This is a genomic window from Paraburkholderia sp. (assembly GCF_036488795.1).
GTDB lineage: Bacteria > Pseudomonadota > Gammaproteobacteria > Burkholderiales > Burkholderiaceae > Paraburkholderia.
In genome coordinates this window covers 1-18,320 of record NZ_DASXHA010000090.1, presented here as the reverse complement: position 1 = coordinate 18,320, position 18,320 = coordinate 1, and the positions used below count along the sequence as shown (strand labels likewise).

The window sequence follows — 18,320 nt, the reverse complement described above, 5'->3', positions numbered from 1 at the left end:
GCATTCCGTTGTCTCAGTGCATTGGGTAGAACTGAAGCGCGGATCAAGCCGCGCATTGAAGGTCAGCGGCGCCACGCCGCTGACCGTTGTTGATGACGCTTAGCCCGCCGCCGTGCGCATGGCGCGATATTCGCGCCGCACGATTTCCATCAGTTCCGCCACCGAGGTGCTCTGCGCCTCTTTCTCGTAGGTCACGCGGCCGCGCTGCATCAGCATCACGCGGTCGGCGATATCCAGCGTCTGCGCGTAGTTGTGCATGATCATGACGATCGACAGGCCGCCCTTGTTTTTCAGACGCAGCACGAGATCGATGATCAAACCGGCCTCGCGCGCGCCCATTGCAGCAAGCGGTTCGTCGAGCAACAGAATCTTCGCATTCGAATTGACCGCGCGCGCCACCGCGATGGCCTGCCGCTGACCGCCCGACAGTTGCTCCACCGGCAAGTCCACCGACGGTACCCGCACGCCGATTTCTTCGAGACATTCCGCCGCACGCTGACGCATTGCGCGGTTGTTCAAGAGACGGAACGGCCCTGGCCGGATGATCTCGCGGTTCAGGAACATGTTGTGATAAATGCTCAACGAATTCGCCAGCGCCAGATCCTGATACACGCACTCGATGCCTAACGCGCGTGCATGATCCACCGAACGCAGCAGGGTCTCTTCACCGTGGATGAAAAGCTTGCCGCTGGTCTGCTGCTGAAAGCCAGTGAGAATCTTGATCAGGGTAGACTTGCCCGCGCCGTTGTCGCCGAGCACGCCGAGAATCTCACCCTGCTTGAGCGTCAGGGCGACGCCGTCGAGCGCGGTCACCGCGCCGAACCGCTTGACGATGTCTTCGCCACGCAGCGCGTATTGCCCATCCGCCACGCCGGAGACGTCGGCCATCACAGCTCTCCTTTGCGCGCGAGACGAACAACGTGGATATTGAAGATCATCGCCGCGAGAATGGCTGCGCCGAGAATCATGTTGAACGTAAACGCGTTGATGCCGATCAGCGTAAAGCCGTCGTTGAGAATCCCGAGCACCGCCGCGCCGATCAGACCGCCTATGATCGTACCCGAGCCGCCCGCCAAAGGCGTACCGCCGATCACCGCTGCCGCCACGGCGAGAAACATGATCTGGTTGCCGCCCGCCTGCGGATCGATCGACGTAATGCGAAAGCCTTCGAGTATCCCCGTAAAGCCGGCCAGTACTGCGGCGAGAATGAAGTTGCCGAGTTTCAGCCGCTTCACATGGATACCCGCTTCGCTCGCACCCAGCAGATTCGCGCCCGAGGCAATGGTATGCAAACCCCAGCGCGTGTTCCGCAGCAGCACGTGCATCACCGCTGCAATCGCCAGCGTCCAGATGATCTCGCTATACCCCCAGCCGCCCATGAACTCGGCAAAACTGGCGTCACCCGGCGGCGCCACCGGCGTGCCGCGTGAGATGGTGAGCGTGAAGCCGTTGACGAAGAACAGGGTGCCGAGCGTCGTCACAAACGACGGTATGCGCAGATACACCGTCACCGCACCATTGATGAGGCCCACCACTGCTGCGGCCAGCACGCCCGCGATCAACGCCAGCCAAACCGGCGCACCGGCTTCGTGCGCGAAATGCATGATGAACGGCGCAAATGCAAACACCATCCCGGCGGACAGATCGATCTCGCCGCCAATCATCAACATGATTTCGCCGCACGCGATGATCGCCACCGGCGCAATGAACTGCGACAGGTTCTCCAGACTCGCGCTGGTCAGCAGGAAGTCGTGATTCGCCGTTTCGAAGTAGGCGCAGAGAATCAGCGCCACCGCCAGAATGCGAATCTCACTGGAGCGACCAATCGCGCCAGGCCAGCGCCTGACGCGACTGCCGGAGGTCTTCGTGTCCGTCGTGGAAGACATCAGGACTTGATCCCTCCGCTACGCGGCACGATTTGCGGCGTCGTGCTCTTGCCTTCGTAGCGCGTTTCGGTGTTGAGATACGGATCGACCGTGCCCTTCGTGACGAACTTCAGGCCCGTGTTGATATTGGCCGGACCCACCAGGCCGCCGGAGGCGAGGAACGTGAACGCTTCGACCACCGTGTAGAAGCCTTGCACGTACGGCTGCTGGTCGATCGTGAAGTCGAGGAAGCCGTCATGGATCAGCTGCACGGTTTGCGGCAACAGGTCGAAGCCGCCGCCGTGCACACCCTTGGCCGGCAGACCGGACTCCTTCATGACCTGGGCCACGCCCTGGGTGCTGCCCGCGTCGACGGCGAACATGCCTTTCAGGTCCTGATGGCCGAGGTAGAACGACTTGATCTTCGACAGTTCTTCGTTGACCGTCGCGCCCGTGGCAATCGTCTGCACGTCGATCTTCTTGCCGGACTTCTTGATGGCATCCACTGCGCCGTCGAGCCGCGGCTGGATATTGAGCTGACCGGGCGTGGCGATAAACAGCGCCACGAGGCCGCTGTCGACCAGGCTCGCAATGCGCTCGCCCATCTGATACCCGGACAGATACAGATCCTGCCCGATATAAGCGAGGCGCGGATTACTGCTGCCACGCGGCGCATCGGCGTTGTAGGCGAAGACCGGAATGCCGGCGTCGAGCGCTTTTTCGATCGGTTTGTCGAAGGCTTTCGGATCGACGATCGGCACGGCGATCGCGTCGGCCTTGGCGGCGATCGCCGCATTCACCGCGTTGACCATTTCGCCGACGTCGGCGTTGGCCGAACCGGTCCATTGATAATCGAAGCCCAGCAATGCTGAGGCATCCTGAATGCCGTACTGGGTTGGAACGAAGAACGGATTCGTCGTCACGTGGTTGACGAAAACGATCTTCCAACGTTTGTGTGAGGGGAACGGTGTTGCGTCGGCCGCTTGTGCCGTGGGTATCGCGCCGCCCAGCAGCGCCATCGCAGCGGCAAGGCCCGCGCCTTGCAGCAGGCCGCGACGCATGCTCTGCGGTTCGCGGATCGTTTCGCCCCGTTCTTCACCCTGTTTTTGTTCGCGCTCTTCGGCCATGTCTGTCTCCGTCGCTCAGTTATTCGAAACTTCGCTATTTATGACGGCGCTGGCCAGGAAAGCGCCGGTGCCGGGCATCACCACGCCCAACGGAACCTGCTTGCGCACACGCATGCGCTTCCGCATGACGATCCATAGAAAATCGTATATCACGTGTTTGCGGCGATTAATCGATGTATACCCTTAACTAGTCGGACTATTTCCGCGCCCGCTTCACTGAGACCGGATACCGCTATGTGGGCACATCGGTTTTTCGGCATCGTTCAATTAGCTTTCCAAAATGACAGCGTCATGACGCCATTCAAGCGGACGCGAATAGTATTACTATCAGGGAAAGCTTAAGGAGGAGAACATGAAGGACGCCAAACGCCCGCTACGCTCCGCTCAATGGTTCGGCTCAGCCGACAAGAACGGCTTCATGTACCGCAGCTGGATGAAAAACCAGGGCATTCCCGATCACGAGTTTCAAGGCAAACCGGTTATCGGCATCTGCAATACCTGGTCCGAACTGACGCCGTGCAACGCGCACTTCCGCAAGCTCGCCGAACACGTGAAGCGCGGCGTGCTTGAAGCCGGCGGCTTTCCCGTTGAATTCCCCGTGTTCTCGAATGGCGAATCGAATCTGCGCCCCACCGCGATGTTCACGCGCAACCTCGCCAGCATGGATGTCGAGGAATCGATTCGCGGCAATCCGATCGACGCGGTCGTCTTGCTGGTGGGCTGCGACAAGACCACGCCGGCGCTGTTGATGGGCGCGGCAAGTTGCGACGTGCCGGCCATCGTGGTGAGCGGAGGTCCGATGCTCAACGGCAAGCATCAGGGCCGCGACATCGGCTCGGGCACAATAGTCTGGCAATTGAGCGAGCAGGTGAAGGCCGGCAAGATCACCCTGCACGATTTCATGTCGGCCGAAGCGGGCATGTCGCGCTCGGCGGGCACCTGCAATACCATGGGCACCGCGTCGACCATGGCGTGCATGGCCGAAGCACTCGGTGTCACGCTGCCGCACAACGCCGCGATTCCCGCCGTGGATTCGCGCCGCTATGTGCTCGCACATCTGTCGGGCATGCGCATCGTCGAGATGGCGCTGGACGACCTGCGGCTGTCGAAGTTGCTGACGCGTGAGGCGTTCGAAAACGCGATTCGCGTCAATGCGGCGATTGGCGGTTCCACCAACGCTGCGATCCATCTGAAGGCGATTGCCGGGCGCATTGGTGTAAATCTCGAACTGGACGACTGGACGCGGATTGGCCGCGGCACGCCCACACTGGTCGATCTGCAGCCCTCGGGCCGCTATCTGATGGAAGAGTTCTATTACGCGGGCGGCCTGCCCGCCGTCGTGCGGCGCCTGGGCGAAGCGAACCTGTTGCCGCATCCCACGGCGTTGACCGCGAACGGTCAAACCCTCTGGGACAACTGCAAGGAAGCACCGCTTTACAACGACGAAGTGATTCGTCCGCTCGACCAGCCGCTCGTCGCGGATGGCGGCCTGTGCGTGCTGCGCGGCAATCTGGCGCCGAACGGCGCGGTGCTCAAGCCGTCGGCCTCGACGCCGCGCCTGCTGCGGCATCGTGGCCGCGCGGTGGTGTTCGAGAATCTAGAAGACTACAAGGCCCGTATCGTCGCGCCGGATCTCGACGTCACGGCCGATTCAATCCTCGTGCTGAAAAACTGCGGCCCCAAGGGCTACCCCGGCATGGCCGAAGTGGGCAACATGGGCTTGCCGCCCAAACTGCTCGCACAAGGCATCACGGACATGGTGCGCATTTCGGATGCGCGCATGAGCGGCACCGCCTACGGCACGGTGGTGTTGCACGTCGCACCCGAAGCCCGCGCGGGCGGTCCGCTCGCCGTGGTTCGCAGCGGCGACTGGATCGAAATGGACGCGCAGGCGGGACGTCTGCATCTGGACATCAGCGCAGCCGAACTGGCCGCGCGGCTTGCAGACTGGAACAAGGACCGGCAACCGTTGGCCGCCGACGCAAGCGGCTACCGTCATCTGTACGTCGAACATGTCCTGCAGGCCGATCAGGGATGCGATTTCGATTTCCTGGTGGGCTGCCGTGGCGCAGACGTGCCGCGGCATTCGCACTAGCGCGAAGCTAGGCGGGATGCCCGCGGCCCACTTCGAGAATGCTCTCGGCATCCGCGCTGGCGTTTTCCAGCTGCACGAGGCTCGCCTGACGCGCGCCGAGTGCGTCGCGGCTTTGAATGGCAGTGAGAATGGCCTTGTGACGCGGTAACGACAGCGCGTGCGTGTCGGGATGGCGACTGGTGAGCTTGATCGATTCGGATAGCGCTAACGACAGCATATTGCCGATATGCGCGAGCAGATCGTTGTGCGTGGCCGCCATGATTGCGCGGTGAAATTCGAGGTCCGGTTCCAGCAGCGCGCTCGCTGTCGGCGCGCACTCCATGCGTTCATACGCCGAGGCGATGCGCGCCAGGTCTTCGCTGGTTGCCGCCGTGGCGGCAAGCGCGGCCGCGGCCGGTTCGATGACGCGGCGCACGATCAGCAGCGAACGGAAGAACTCGCCTTCGGGCACGCTGCTGAGCGTCCAGTACAGCACGTCCGGGTCGAGCATGTGCCAGTCTTCACGCGGCCTGACGACGCTGCCCACGCGCGGCTTGGACACCACCAGGCCTTTGGCCACCAGCACCCGCGTCGCCTCGCGCAGCACCGGGCGGCTCACGCCATAGCGTTCGCAAAGGTCGGCCTCGGCGGGCAGGCGCTGCCCCGGCTGAACCTTGCCGCTGACGATATCCATGCCGAGCTCCTGCACAATGCGGCCATGCAGGCTCTTGCGTTGTTGCAGATGACGATAGTCCATATGAAGGAATCGCGGCTCGTGCACGCGCAGGTATTGCAGGAGCCATGCGGCGCTCTCCGCGAGCATGGGTGTGTTGCTTAGCTGTGCTCATGTGGCCGTTGATGGGCCGGCTCAGGTACGTGACCAAGCATATCACTTGATCGACGCGCCCCGCTCATGCAGCAGTTCGCGAAGAATGCTGCGATGGCAACGGCTTTCGTCATCGCAATAGCAGCCCACCGAAAAGTTCGTCGTCTTCGACAGCGCGGCCAGCAGGTCCAGCACGTGGCTGGGGTCGTGCTGCTTCATTTCGGCGCGAAAGTGGCGTGCGAACGTGTTCCATTCCGCCTCGGTGGATGCGGCCAGCGCTTGCGTGACCAGCGGCGCACTGGGCGCGAGAGTCGGCAACCAGACGTCGTAATAGTCGCGCGTGCCGAACTCCGCTTTTGGAACGCCGCGCGGCGGCCGGCGTACGGTGCCGATACGCAGGCCTTCATCGGGAGCCCGCTTTGATCCCAGTTGAACGATGCGAACAGCCATATCCGTTGTCTCCCATGATCTGACTCGAGCCCGCGGGCGCGGAGTGCAACTGTGCATATTGATGGACTCAGGACGCGCCGTTGTCGCATAGGGTGGCAGTCGCGTGCGACCGACTGTGACTATGCCAAAGGATCCGCGCAAGCGCGACCGCTAGAATGGCGTCATCACCAGATCGAAGGACGACATGCATGCTGAATGGCAAACGGATCGCGATGGTAGCGGCAATGGCAAGGAACCGTGTGATCGGTGCGGCCAACGATATCCCGTGGAAAGTACCGGGCGAACAGCGACGCTTTCGCGAGCTGACCGAAGGGCATCTGGTGGTGATGGGTCGGCGTACCTACGATTCGATTGGCCGGCCGCTGCCGAGGCGCGACATCCTCGTGTTGAGTTCGCGCGTCGTGGAAGCCGAGCGTGTCTTGACTTGCCACACCTTTGACGAAGCGGCGACGATCATCGCCCACGACTCGCGAGACGAGATTTTCATCGCCGGCGGCGAACAGGTCTACCGGCTGTTCCTGCCTTATGCAGACACGCTCTACCTGACCGAGATCGATCTGGATCCGGCGGGCGACGCCCTGTTTCCAGAGCTGCCCGCCGGTTTCACCTGCGTCGAGCGGACCGACGTGAGCGGCCCGACCGCATACACATTCTTCACCTACGCAAGGAAGCCTTAAGCTCGCACCTTAGACGTGATGGCCCGCTTCGCCGACGTGGCCACCTGCTCCGGTCAGCGTACCCGGCGCATTTTCGAGCGCGCTGTCGTGCGGCAACAGCAGCACCGCCCCCACGCCCACCAGACCGGCGCCCGCCAGACACAGCAGACCAGCGCCGAAGCCGCCGGTACTGTCCTTGATCCATCCCATGGCATATGGACCGAAGAAGCCCGCCAGATTGCCGAGCGAATTGACCGCGGCAATGCCGCATGCGGCCGCCGCGCCCGACAGGAAGGCCGCCGGCAGCGTCCAGATCACCGGTAGACAGCCGAAGATGCCGAAACCCGCAATCGACAGCGCGAGCATCTTCAGAACCGGATTATCCAGCCCCGCCGCCGCGCCGATGCCGCCGGCTGCGACCAGCAGCGCAATCGCCACGTGCCACTTCCGTTCGAGCTTGTGATCCGAATGCCGCCCCCAGAACACCATGCTGATCACGCCGACCACATAAGGCAACGACGTGACAAAGCCGGTCTGCAGATTGCTCAGGCCGAACGCCTTGACGATTTGCGGCAGGAAGAAACTCAGCCCGTAATTGGTTGCGTTGGCACCGAAATAGATCAGCGCGATCGCCAGCACGCGCGGATTGAAGAGCGCCTCGCGCACGCTGAATTTCCTCACGGCCTCGCGCTTGGCGCGCTCCTGCTCGAGCCGCGTCACGAGCCAGTCGCGTTCCTCGGCCTCGAGCCAGGTGGCTTGCGCGGGCCGGTCGGTCAGATACAACAGCACCACGCCCGACAACAGCACCGCGGGCGCCGCCTCCAGCAGATACACCCATTGCCAGCCTTTCATGCCGGCCATGCCGTCGAGCCCGAGCAACGCGCCGGAAACCGGTGCGCCGATCACGGTGGACAGCGGAATCGCGGCCATGAAATAGCCGACCACGCGCGCGCGGTACATCGCCGGAAACCACAACGTCAGAAGGAAGATGATGCCGGGAAAGAAGCCGGCTTCCGCGATACCCAGCAGCACACGCAGCGTATAAAACACGTGCGCGGGGGACAGGCCCGTGTACTTCGCAATGTCCGGAATGAACGCCATTGCGCCCGCCAGCAAGCCCCATGTAAACATGATCCGGGCAATCCAGCGCCGCGCGCCGAACTTCTCCAGCAAGAGGTTGGAAGGCACTTCGAAGAAAAAATAAGCAATGAAGAAGATCCCGGCGCCAAAGCCAAATGCGCTCGCCGACAATCCCAGATCCTTGTTCATTTGCAGCGCAGCAAACCCCACGTTTACCCGATCGAGGTAGGCAACGAAATAGCAAAGAACCAGGAACGGGACGAGCCGAGCCGTCACGCGCGCCAGAGTACGTGTCTCAATCTCCATGAACGCTCCCCTTTACGAGAAATCTATGTGGATTTCAAACGCCTGAGCGGCGACCCGCTCAAACTAGCAAAAGAGTAGTCGTCGAATGGCTGGCGGGAAAGCGTTTTCTTAACAATGACGTGGCGCGGCGTTCGCAATGGTCGTGCAACGACTCATGATGCATGCCGCATGCGCTACTGGATCAGACTCAGCCGTACGGTGCGCGCCAGTTCGTCGAGCTGGAACGGCTTGCGAAGGATGCTGCAGCGTCTTACCGCGAGGCGTGAGATATCGACGTCCGCATAACCTGTCGCGAGAATGACCGGCAGGTCATCGCGCAACTGTCGCGCGGCGGAGATCACGTCGATGCCGTTCATGCCCGGCATGGCGAAGTCGACCATCATCAGATCCGGCCGGTCGCCCATCAGCCGTCCGAGACCTGCCTTGCCGTCGGGCGCCTCCGTCACGATGTAGCCGAGCATCTTGAGCGAATCGACCAGCATCGCTCTCACCTCGCTGTCGTCCTCCACCACCAGAATGCGCTTGATACCCACCACCTTCTGCTCGACATCCGAGACCTCCTCCGAGACCGGCGCCGCGCCTTCGCGCAACGGCAGCCACAGTGCGACCGTCGTGCCACGACCCACTTCGCTCGTGAGCCGCGCCGTGCCGCCCGTTTGCCGCGCAATGCCGTACACCTGGCTCAACCCGAGCCCCGTGCCCTTGCCGATGGGCTTGGTGGTAAAGAAGGGATCGAAAACGCGCGAGATCACCTCGGCGGGAATGCCCGAGCCCGTATCGCTGAACTCGGCGACGACGTACGGGCCCGCCGTCATGGTCTGGTCCGGCGCGAGGCGCCTGGTGACGCGCGCGCTCAAGGTGCCCCCGCCGGGCATCGCATCGCGCGCATTGATGGCCAGATTCAGAATGGCCAGCTCGAGCTGGTTGGCGTCGGCTTCGGTCCACAGTTCTTCGCCGTCGAAGTGCGTCGAATAACGGATCGTCGAGCCGAGCGAAACCGTAATGATGTCGTGCATGCCCTGCAACAGGTTCACCACATCCACGGCTTTCAGGTCGAAATTGCTGGTACGCGAAAACGTCAGCAACTGGCCGGTCAGTTTCGCGCCACGTTCGGTGGCCCGCTTCGCGGTCGCGGCCATGGTGCGCACGCGCTCGTCGCTGCTGACCCGCGCAATCAGCTCGGCGTTGACCATGATGACGTTCAGCAGATTATTGAAGTCGTGCGCAATGCCGCCCGTCAGTTGCCCGAGCGCCTCCATCTTTTGCGATTGCACCAGCACCGCCTGCACCTTCGCACGCTCATGAATTTCTTTCATCAGGCGATCATTGGCCGAGGCCAGCTCGTGCGTGCGCGCGGCGATGCGGCTTTCGAGCGAATCGTTGAGCTGAACCAGCGCGGCCTGGGCCTCGATCCGTTCGGCCAGATGCTGACGTGAGATATCCAGATGCTGGCGCGAATCGTACTGACGCATACGCGCGCGTAGCGACGAGGCCACCGCGCGGCGCAAGGTTTCCGAATTCAACGGCCGTTCGAGGACCACCACGTTGCCGAGCCGCTCGAGCACTTCCAGACTGCGCGCGGAGCGCCGCTCCTCGCGTTTGCTGGCGAGCAGGATGAACGGGAAGTCGGACCACGCGGGCTGATGTTCGAGCCAGTCGAACAGGCGCGATGCGTGATCGCCGGCGAGTGTTTCTTCCGTGACGAGCGCGGTGCCCGCACCCTCACGAAGTGCGTCGGTCAACGCGCCCGCGTCGGCGCACGCCACGCATTCGCGGTGATCTCTGGTCAGCACTTCGGCTATCACGTCGGCATCGCGACCGAATGGGGCGAGTATCAGGACGCGCCGTTCCATGGAATGATCAACCGGCACGGGCGATCACGTGGCCGTTCGTCGAAAGCATCGCGGTATCGCCCTTGTAGGAAGGCAAACCGGTCAGCACGCCTTCGAAGTCGCGCAGCGCCTCGCCCACTTCCACGCCGTCGCTGCTCAGACGGAATTGCCGGATCGAGCGTTCATGCGCATTGGCCCGGCTCTTCACGGCGGCGATCGCAGTCAACACTTCGCCCTGATGTTCGAAATAGCGGAACAGCACGACGACATCGCTGAGGTAGCTGATGTCGACGTCGTTCTGCACCTCGCCGATGATGCCATGCTGGCCGAGCACCAGCATCGTGACGACCCCCTGCTGATTCAGATAGCCCAGCAGCTCGTGCATTTGCAGCAGCAGGTAGCGCTCGCCAGGCATCGCCTGCAAATAGGCGTTGAGGCTGTCGATGGCGACATATTTCATCTGCCGCCGCTCGACGGCGTCGCGCACGTCGCTTGCGAATTCACCCGGCGAAAGTTCGGCCGGATCGATCTGCCGAACCGTCAGCAGTCCTGTCTCGACGTGCGGCGCGAGATCCATGCCGAGCGTCCTCGAACGCAGCAACAGCGTGTGGAGCGTTTCGTCGAACAGATAGTAGATGCAGCGCTCACCACGATTGAGCGCGGCGATCAGACACGACACCACCGTGGTGGTCTTGCCGACGCCGGACGGCCCGATCATCAGCGCACTGGTGCCCGGGATCAGGCCGCCGCCGAGCAGCGTGTCGAGGCGCGCCGTGCCGGTGCTGCGCGGCTTCGAATCGAATTCGACGTGATGCTCGGCCGCCACCAGGCGCGGATACACCTTGATGCCGCCGGTATCCAGCGTGAAGTCGTGATAGCCCTCGCGGAACTTGATGCCGCGCATTTTCGCAATGCGCATGCGGCGGCGGTTGCCGCCGTAGTCGTGGGCCATGCTGTCGAGACTGATCACGCCATGCGCAATGCTGTGCAATTGCAGATCGCCGGGTTCCGACGAGTTGTCGTCGAGCAGCAGCACCGTGCATTCGCGCGTGGCCAGATAGCGCTTCAGCGCGAGAATCTGCCTGCGGTAGCGCAACGGATTCTGCGACAGCAGCCGCAATTCCGACAGGCTGTCGAGGACGATGCGTACCGGCTTCAGTTCATCCACTTGCTGGATGACGTCGCGTACCGTCTCGCCCAGTTCCACTTCGGCGGGCTGCAACACGGTCTGCTCGTAGCGCGGGTCGAGTCCTTCGTCCGACAGCAGCTCGACAATCCTGAAGCGGCTGACCTCCCAGCCGTGACTTTCCGCGACCGAAATCAGCTCCGATTTCGTCTCGGACAGCGTGATGTAGAGCCCCTGCTGTCCCTGCGCGGCGCCGCGCAGTAAAAACTGCAACGCCAGGGTAGTTTTACCTGTACCAGGCGCGCCCTCGACGAGATACATGCGGTGCGGCGTCAGTCCGCCGCCTAGAACGTCGTCGATCCCTTCGATCCCGGTAGAAAGGCGCGTTGTGCGTGGGTTAGCTGTTTTCTCAATCATGATATGACGTCGCGTATCTGACGTGATAGTGGATATGGTTTGGTTCTGAAAGCGCAGCTTCGCGCTCGTTCGCAAGCCAGCGGCTCATATTGAGCAAATTGCGGGCCAATCGTGACGCGGATCGGGCGCGACGGTTTCGCCGTCCTGAGTGCAGTCCGCTCCGACAACACCAGCCCGTTCCCCCGTATTTTCAAATTCAGTATTGCCAATCCGCGCCGCACTCGCGGCCTTGAATGTGGGAACGTTCAGATTGGCGCCTGCTCCTACTTTTCACGAAGGCATGACCGCGCACCGTCGCGGTGCTGCCGGCCGGTTCGCACCGCCAACCCGAGATCCCTGCCATCCTGATGAGGACCTGAATGGACGCACGCAGAGGGCGCTCGATCGAAGTGGACTTCTTCCGCGGGATCGTGCTGATTGTCATCGTTCTTGACCACATTCCCGGCAGTGCGTTGTCGCATTTGATGCTGCACGCCTACGCGTTCTGCGATTCCGCCGAAGTGTTCGTGTTCCTCGGCGGCTATGCGTCCGCCGCCGCTTACACCGCCGTCCTCGAACGGCATGGCACGGGCGCCGCGCAATCGCGTTTCATCAAGCGCTGCTGGGAAATCTACCGCGCGTATCTGCTCACCGCCGTGCTCACGCTCGTCTCCGGCGCGTTGCTGGCGCGGTTGCATCTGAACCGGCCCATGGTCGAGTTGACCGGCTGGCCGCCGTTTGCCAGCCAGCCCTTGCGCGAAGCGCTGGATATCGTCGTGCTGCGGCGCCAGCCTTATTTGTCCAGCGTGCTGCCCATGTATGTGATCTTCGCGCTCTGCGTGCCGTTCGCCGTGCCGCTCGCACGCCGCTCACGGGCAGCGGCGCTGCTGCTGAGTGTGGCGATCTGGGCGGCCGCACGGCCGCTCGCCGTATTCTTTAGTATTGACGACGTCAGCGATTGGGCTTTCAATCCGTTTGCATGGCAACTGATGTTCGTGCTTGGCATCGTGAGCCGCGTGCAACCCGTCAGCGAGCATTTCCATGCGTCGAAGACGGCGCGCCGGCTGGTGGGCGCCGCGCTCCTCGCCGTGCTCGGCTTCGCCATTGTCAAACTCTTCGTGCTGACGCAACCGTTGCCCGGCACGCTTAAACAGAACCTGTCGATGGATCGCGTGATCAACTTCCTCGCTATTGCATGGCTGACCGCCCGGCTGGTGCGCATGGGCAGCATTGCGCGGCTCGCGCAGAGGATGCCGGCCGTGGTGCGCGTCGGACGCACCGGGCTCGTCTGCTTCGTCACGGGCACGCTCGTCTCGCTGATCGTCGATACGGCCACGCCGCACGCCTTTCACGGCGTCGCCGGCGCGCTGGTGGCGCTGAGCGGCGATCTGGTCGCCATCACCGCGATGCTGGTGATCGCGCGTGGCTGGAACGGCTGGAAAGGCGGCGATGCGTCGCGCGTCGCCGTGAACAGCGCCGGGTGCGGATGAGCGCGAGGCGCGCGGCGTTCGCGAACGGCCCACCGTCAGCCGGCGTCGCGCGGCGCGCTGATCGGAGCGTGACGTGCAGGCAGCTCGTGCCGAGGTTTGTCCGCGCGTTCTTTTGCGTGTCCTTTTACGGGTTCTGTTACGCGCTGTTCTGGCTCGTGCCCGGCGCTGCACGGGCGCAATCGAAACCGCCCGAACTCGCCGCGCAATGCCGCGCCCTCTACGGCGTCACACTGCCCGCGCAAGTCATTGCGATGCCCACGCGCGGTGTGCACATCGACAGTGCCGCGATGATTCCCGCCACCACCGCCGGCAACCAGAGTCACGAGTATTGCCGCATCACCGGCAGCATCAAGGCCATTTTGCCGAGCACCCCTGACATCCACTTCGACCTGAATCTGCCGGCACGCTGGAACGGCCGCGCGTTGCAGATCGGCGGCGGGGGGTATGACGGCGTGGTGGTGAGCGGCACTGGCGTGATGCCGTTTTCACCGGATCACGCGCCGCTCGCCGAGGGCTATGCGACCTTCGGCGACGACTCGGGCCACACGGGCAATTCCGCGCTCGCGGTGTTCGGCCTCGTTAACGAAGCGGTGATCAATTTCGGCTACGCACATCTGAAGAAAACGCATGATGCGGCCGTTGCATTGATCGAGCGTGTGTACGGCCGCCCGCCGGAGCGGATGTATTTCGCCGGCGGGTCGACCGGCGGCCGCGAGGGCTATACGGTGATGCAGCGCTTTGCCGACGACTACGACGGCGTGATCGCCAATTCGCCCGCCCTGAATTTTTCCGGCGTGCGGCTGCTCGGCGTCGCACTCGGCCAGGCGGAGTACGGCACGCCCGGCGGCTTCGTGCCGCCTGCTCTGCTCGAGCGTGTCTACCGCCGCTCGCTCGAAGTGTGCGACGCACTGGACGGCGCGCGCGACGGCATCGTCAGCGACGTGGAAGCGTGCCGGCAGCACGAGCAGGAAATCGTCGACTCGCTGCGCTGCCCGCCGCAAGACGCACCCACGAACCACGCCGACGACTGCCTCACCGACCCGCAGATCGCCACGCTAAGCATGCTGCGCGACGGCCTGTCGCTGCCCTACCCGCTCGCGTGGAACGCGAACCGCTATGCCGGCTACAACGTCTTCGAAGGCACGCAATGGACCGGCTTCCTCGGGCTTGCGCATGGTCCGGAACTCCTGCCGTCGCCCGGGTTCTTCGCCAACGGTTATCTGTTCACCCAGGGCGACAGCTATGTCCGCTATTTCGTGCTGCAGAACGAGGCATTTCACTCGCTGAGCTTTAATCTGATGCATCCTGGCAGCTACCGCCAGCAGCTATTCGCGCTCTCGCAGACCATCGGCGCCATGGATACCAACCTGTCGCGCTATATCGCGCGCGGCGGCAAACTGATCACGCTGCAAGGACTCGCCGACGAAGTCATCAGCCCCAATCAGACCATTGCGTACTACGACGCGTTGATCGAACGCTATGGGGCGGCCAGAGTCGATTCGTTCATGCGTCTCTACATGGTGCCGGGTTATCAGCACGGCAACGGCGTGTTCATTCCATCCGTGGATCTGCTCGGTGCACTCGATAACTGGGTGACGCGCGGCGTATCGCCGGAAACGCTGAGCGCGACGGATATTGCCCCGCCCACCAATGGACGCACGCGTCCGTTATGTCGTTATCCGATGTTTCCGCGCTATCTCGGCAAGGGCAATCTGAATCGTGCGAGCAGTTTTGCGTGCGCCGAACCATAAAAGTGCATGACGCAAGCCTGATTGCGCACGACGGCTGTTTTCGCGGAAGGCGCGGCCGCGCGAAACATGGACACCCTCACGTTCACAGCCGCTGCGCGCATTAACCCCTAGCCGGTGCGGCTTGACTTCATTGAATTTGGGCCTACCGTAAACACAAACACCGCGCGTTTGCTGAGCATCACATCGGGAATGGACTTAGGGCCGCTGTTTCCGATATCGGGCGAGCCGGAAGCAAAGTGCCGGCATGACGCCCTCGGCAAGGGGCAGCGCCGCGAGCCTGCGGGCGCGCGAGAACCGGCTCCAGCAAGGAATCACCATGGGCAACAGATACGAACGCTCACGCCTGCAGCGTTCTTTCACCTACAAGGGCATTCAGTACCACCCGGGCATGCTCGTGGTTCTGGCTTCGCAGATCGTCTGTCTTGCGGCTTTTTCGTTTGCCGCCAATCTCCTGAGCAGCGACAAGCTGCTCTCCGTGACACTCGGCTTCAGCCTGCTGTTCGGGCTGATCCTGTCGCTCGGATTCTTCGGCACCTGGAGCCAGTTTCGCGACGACATCGACCTGCGCACCTTCATCAACACCAATCCGGTCGAAGCCGCCATTGCGATCGCCACGGCCGGGGAAGTCGTGGCGATTCTGGCGATGTCGCCGGTCACCTGAAGGCGCGGACCTGAAGGCCCTGACCTTGAGGGCCCTGCTTTAGGGAATCAGCCAGAGCGCCGCGCCGTAAATCACCAGTGACACCGCAAACGTGACCGCCGTGTAGCCCATCACCCGCTGAATGCGGATGCCGGCAATCGCGACCACCGGCACTGCCCAGAACGGCTGCAGCATGTTCGACACGTTCTCGGCCATCGCCACGCCCATCGCCGTACGCGGTACCGACGCGTGCAGGCTCAACGCGGCGGGCAGCACGAACGGTCCCTGCACGGCCCAGTGGCCGCCTGCGCTAGGAATCAGCAGCGTAATGATGAGCGAGCTGAGATAGCTCAAGACGGGCAGCGTGACCGGCGTGGCGATGGCCACGAAGGTCTTGGCGATGGTCGATGCCAGCCCGGTCCCCGTCATGATGCCCATGATGCCGCCGTACACGGGATACTGCAGCAGCATCGAGCCGGTCTGACGCGCGGCGCGGCGGATGGCGTCGGCATAGGCGATCGGCGTGCGTTGCAGCGCGAGTCCCACCAGCAGAAAGATCAGGATGGTCGTGTTGATGTCGAGTTCGAAGCCCTTCGCATGCCACGTCATCGCCAGATAGCCGATGCCGAGGATCAGCAGGATCAGCGTGGCCAGCACCGAGCGCTCGGCGCGCGCTGCAAACGAAGTCGGCGCGGCGCCCCGTGCATGCGGATCGTCATGCGCGCCGGCCGGGGCGCCGGCTTCGGGCGCCGCCTCGCTGAATGCCACTACATGCTCCGGCTTCGGATGCATCTTGATGAAGATCGCTGTCATTACCACCACTACTGCCACGGTCGGAATGAACACGAACGGCGCGAACACGGTCTGGCTCAACGGAATCACCTGACCGGTGGCTTTTTCCACCAGGTTCAGCGCATTACCGTGCGACGCTTGCGACAACGCGATCGAACTCGACAGTCCGCTATTGCATACCGACCACGCCGAATAGCTGCCCGCGACGAGCCACGCGAAATCCACCTTCACGCGTTTGGCGATTTCGCGCGACAACAACGCGCCGACGATCAGGCCCAGGCCCCAGTTGAGCCATGCCGCGACCGCGACGATCGGGAACACCAGCAGGGCGGCGCGCGCGGGTGTGCTCACACCGGCGGCCATCGCACGCAGGCCGCGCTGCACGATCGGCGCTTCGGCGATCGCGTAGCCAGTCGCGAGAATCAGAATCATCTGCAGCGCGAAGCCGAGAATGCCGAAGGTGCCGCCGTACCATGAGGTCAGGATCACGGGCACGCTGGCATGCGGCGCGAATATGAAGGCCAGCACGATGACCACGAGGGTCAGGCCGATTGAAAGTACGAACGGGTCAGGCATGACCTGTTCGAACACATACACGAGGCCTGCCACGATACCGCGGCGGCGCTCGCCGGGATGGCTGGCACGGGGTTGCGTTGAATCGATGTCGTTCTTTTCCATGATGTCTCTTCCTCTGGCCGCGTGTTGTCCTGCGGCACGACTTTCCAGGCTGGTCTCGCTTCTCGCGCGGGTCCTTGCAAATGCAGCATACGCGCATGGGCTTGCGCAGTATTCGCGGCACGAACCCTACCTGATTTTTTTATTTGCTGCACGGTCGCCGGCATCCGGTGTGACGGTGTAGCGCACTGACTCGCGTAGCGCCAAAAAGCCGACGAATGCCGAACACCGCGGGCGAAAAAAGAGGGCGGCCCATGGCCGCCCTCTTGTGCATCCTGAACGTACGTTACGTACTTTAGAACGCCGTCCCGATCTGGAACTGGAATTTCTGATACTGGTCGCCCTGGTGTTTGACGAGCGGGAAACCCAGGCTGAGCTTGAGCGGCCCGATTGGTGAAATCCACGCCAGACCCGCACCGTATGCATACCGCAGGCCGTTCGCGCCGATACTGTTGCCTTCCGTGCCCCAGACGTTACCGCCGTCGAAGAACGTGAAGACGCGCAGCGTGCGGTCATAGCCCGTACCCGGCAGCGGGAACGTCAACTCGATGTTACCCACCAGCATCTTCGAGCCGCCGATCGGGTCGCCGGTCGTCGCGTCACGCGGACCCAGCGAGCTCGGCTCGTAGCCCCGCACCGAACCAATACCGCCTGCGTAGTAGTTCTTGAAAATCGGGTAAGGCTTGCCGTCGAGGCCGTTACCGTAGCCGCCCTGGAAGTTCAGGCCGAGCACGAAGCCGCGCGCAAACGAGTAGTAGTACTGTGCCTGCAAGTCCGCCTTGTAGTACGGCGTACTACCGAGCGGCGAGCCGTATTCGGCGTTCGCCTGCGTGAAGTAACCGCGGCTCGGTACCAGTGCGCTGTCGCGATTGTCGCGCGACCAGCCGATCGTCAACGGCACGTTGTTCGACACGCGGCCGAAGTCGTTCACGTAGTCGATGTAGCTCTGCGGCGTGGTCGCGTCGACATCCAGACGGTTCTGCTCGAAGCCGAGGCCGAAATAGACCATGTCGGATTCGGAGAACGGGATACCGAACTTCATGTCCGCGCCTGCGGTAATGATCCGGAAGCTCGTGTCGGTCGTGTTCGAGTAGTACAGCGGCTCGCTCGTCCGATAGTAGACGTCGGTAATCCGCTTGATACCGTCCACCGTGAAGTACGGGTCGACCTGGGTGACCGTCAGGGTACGGAAGGTCGTGGCGGTATTCACGTTCACCGCGAGACTGGTACCCGA

At 62.8% G+C, this 18,320-nt stretch carries 15 protein-coding genes; 5 read left to right on the top strand and 10 right to left on the bottom strand.

All coding sequences use genetic code 11. The features are described from left to right. Nucleotides 1-99: 99 nt before the first annotated feature. The 3 genes from VGH41_RS12005 to VGH41_RS11995 are packed head-to-tail and all read right to left on the bottom strand — an operon-like array spanning nucleotide 100 to nucleotide 2,926. A complete protein-coding gene (locus VGH41_RS12005; protein ID WP_331597651.1) occupies nucleotides 100-888 on the bottom strand; it encodes an ATP-binding cassette domain-containing protein in 789 nt (262 codons plus the stop codon). Continuing rightward, nucleotides 888-1,886, bottom strand: a complete 999-nt coding sequence (locus VGH41_RS12000; RefSeq protein WP_331597650.1) for an ABC transporter permease — start codon at nucleotides 1,884-1,886, stop codon at nucleotides 888-890. Before VGH41_RS12000 ends, VGH41_RS12005 begins: the two co-directional genes overlap by 1 nt. Further along, the gene (locus tag VGH41_RS11995; RefSeq protein ID WP_414696639.1) at nucleotides 1,886-2,926 is read right to left on the bottom strand and encodes a sugar ABC transporter substrate-binding protein; all 1,041 of its coding nucleotides are present in this window, start codon (nucleotides 2,924-2,926) and stop codon (nucleotides 1,886-1,888) included. Before VGH41_RS11995 ends, VGH41_RS12000 begins: the two co-directional genes overlap by 1 nt. Nucleotides 2,927-3,344: 418 nt before the next feature. Between VGH41_RS11995 and VGH41_RS11990 the strand changes: the two genes are divergently transcribed. Continuing rightward, nucleotides 3,345-5,087, top strand: coding sequence for an IlvD/Edd family dehydratase (locus VGH41_RS11990; RefSeq protein ID WP_331597648.1), 1,743 nt, complete (start codon nucleotides 3,345-3,347; stop codon nucleotides 5,085-5,087). Between the two features lie 7 nt (nucleotides 5,088-5,094). Here VGH41_RS11990 and VGH41_RS11985 read toward each other — a convergent pair whose 3' ends face one another. Both VGH41_RS11985 and VGH41_RS11980 read right to left on the bottom strand, forming a co-directional pair. Then, nucleotides 5,095-5,823 carry a FadR/GntR family transcriptional regulator gene (locus VGH41_RS11985; RefSeq protein ID WP_331597691.1) on the bottom strand — a complete coding sequence of 243 codons (729 nt, stop codon included), beginning with the start codon at nucleotides 5,821-5,823 and terminating at the stop codon, nucleotides 5,095-5,097. A gap of 132 nt (nucleotides 5,824-5,955) precedes the next feature. Continuing rightward, on the bottom strand, nucleotides 5,956-6,342 hold the full coding sequence (locus VGH41_RS11980) for a DUF488 domain-containing protein (protein WP_331597647.1): 387 nt from the start codon (nucleotides 6,340-6,342) through the stop codon (nucleotides 5,956-5,958). 188 nt (nucleotides 6,343-6,530) lie between these two features. Between VGH41_RS11980 and VGH41_RS11975 the strand changes: the two genes are divergently transcribed. Continuing rightward, the gene (locus VGH41_RS11975) at nucleotides 6,531-7,019 is read left to right on the top strand and encodes a dihydrofolate reductase (RefSeq protein WP_331597646.1); all 489 of its coding nucleotides are present in this window, start codon (nucleotides 6,531-6,533) and stop codon (nucleotides 7,017-7,019) included. 9 nt (nucleotides 7,020-7,028) lie between these two features. Here the strand turns inward: VGH41_RS11975 and VGH41_RS11970 are convergent, their stop codons facing one another. The 3 genes from VGH41_RS11970 to VGH41_RS11960 form a co-directional block, all read right to left on the bottom strand. After that, on the bottom strand, nucleotides 7,029-8,384 hold the full coding sequence (locus VGH41_RS11970) for an MFS transporter (RefSeq protein WP_331597644.1): 1,356 nt from the start codon (nucleotides 8,382-8,384) through the stop codon (nucleotides 7,029-7,031). Between the two features lie 173 nt (nucleotides 8,385-8,557). Then, nucleotides 8,558-10,237, bottom strand: coding sequence for a response regulator (locus VGH41_RS11965; RefSeq protein WP_331597643.1), 1,680 nt, complete (start codon nucleotides 10,235-10,237; stop codon nucleotides 8,558-8,560). A 7-nt stretch (nucleotides 10,238-10,244) separates the two neighbouring features. After that, nucleotides 10,245-11,759, bottom strand: a complete 1,515-nt coding sequence (locus VGH41_RS11960) for an ATPase domain-containing protein (protein ID WP_331597642.1) — start codon at nucleotides 11,757-11,759, stop codon at nucleotides 10,245-10,247. 359 nt (nucleotides 11,760-12,118) lie between these two features. Between VGH41_RS11960 and VGH41_RS11955 the strand changes: the two genes are divergently transcribed. From VGH41_RS11955 to VGH41_RS11945, 3 genes are all read left to right on the top strand, one after another. After that, nucleotides 12,119-13,228, top strand: a complete 1,110-nt coding sequence (locus tag VGH41_RS11955) for an OpgC domain-containing protein (protein ID WP_331597641.1) — start codon at nucleotides 12,119-12,121, stop codon at nucleotides 13,226-13,228. Between the two features lie 86 nt (nucleotides 13,229-13,314). Beyond that, entirely contained in the window at nucleotides 13,315-14,979 is a 1,665-nt protein-coding gene (locus VGH41_RS11950; protein ID WP_331597640.1) for a tannase/feruloyl esterase family alpha/beta hydrolase, read from the top strand. Nucleotides 14,980-15,295: 316 nt separating this feature from the next. Further along, nucleotides 15,296-15,640, top strand: coding sequence for a hypothetical protein (locus VGH41_RS11945; protein ID WP_331597639.1), 345 nt, complete (start codon nucleotides 15,296-15,298; stop codon nucleotides 15,638-15,640). Nucleotides 15,641-15,679: 39 nt separating this feature from the next. On the opposite strand, the gene VGH41_RS11940 is transcribed toward VGH41_RS11945, so the two are convergent. Then, nucleotides 15,680-17,089 (bottom strand): TIGR00366 family protein, encoded by a 1,410-nt coding sequence (locus tag VGH41_RS11940; protein ID WP_331597638.1) that lies wholly within the window; start codon nucleotides 17,087-17,089, stop codon nucleotides 15,680-15,682. Between the two features lie 292 nt (nucleotides 17,090-17,381). Then, nucleotides 17,382-18,320 (bottom strand): BamA/TamA family outer membrane protein (locus tag VGH41_RS11935; protein ID WP_331597637.1); only part of this gene is annotated, 939 nt, incomplete at its 5' end.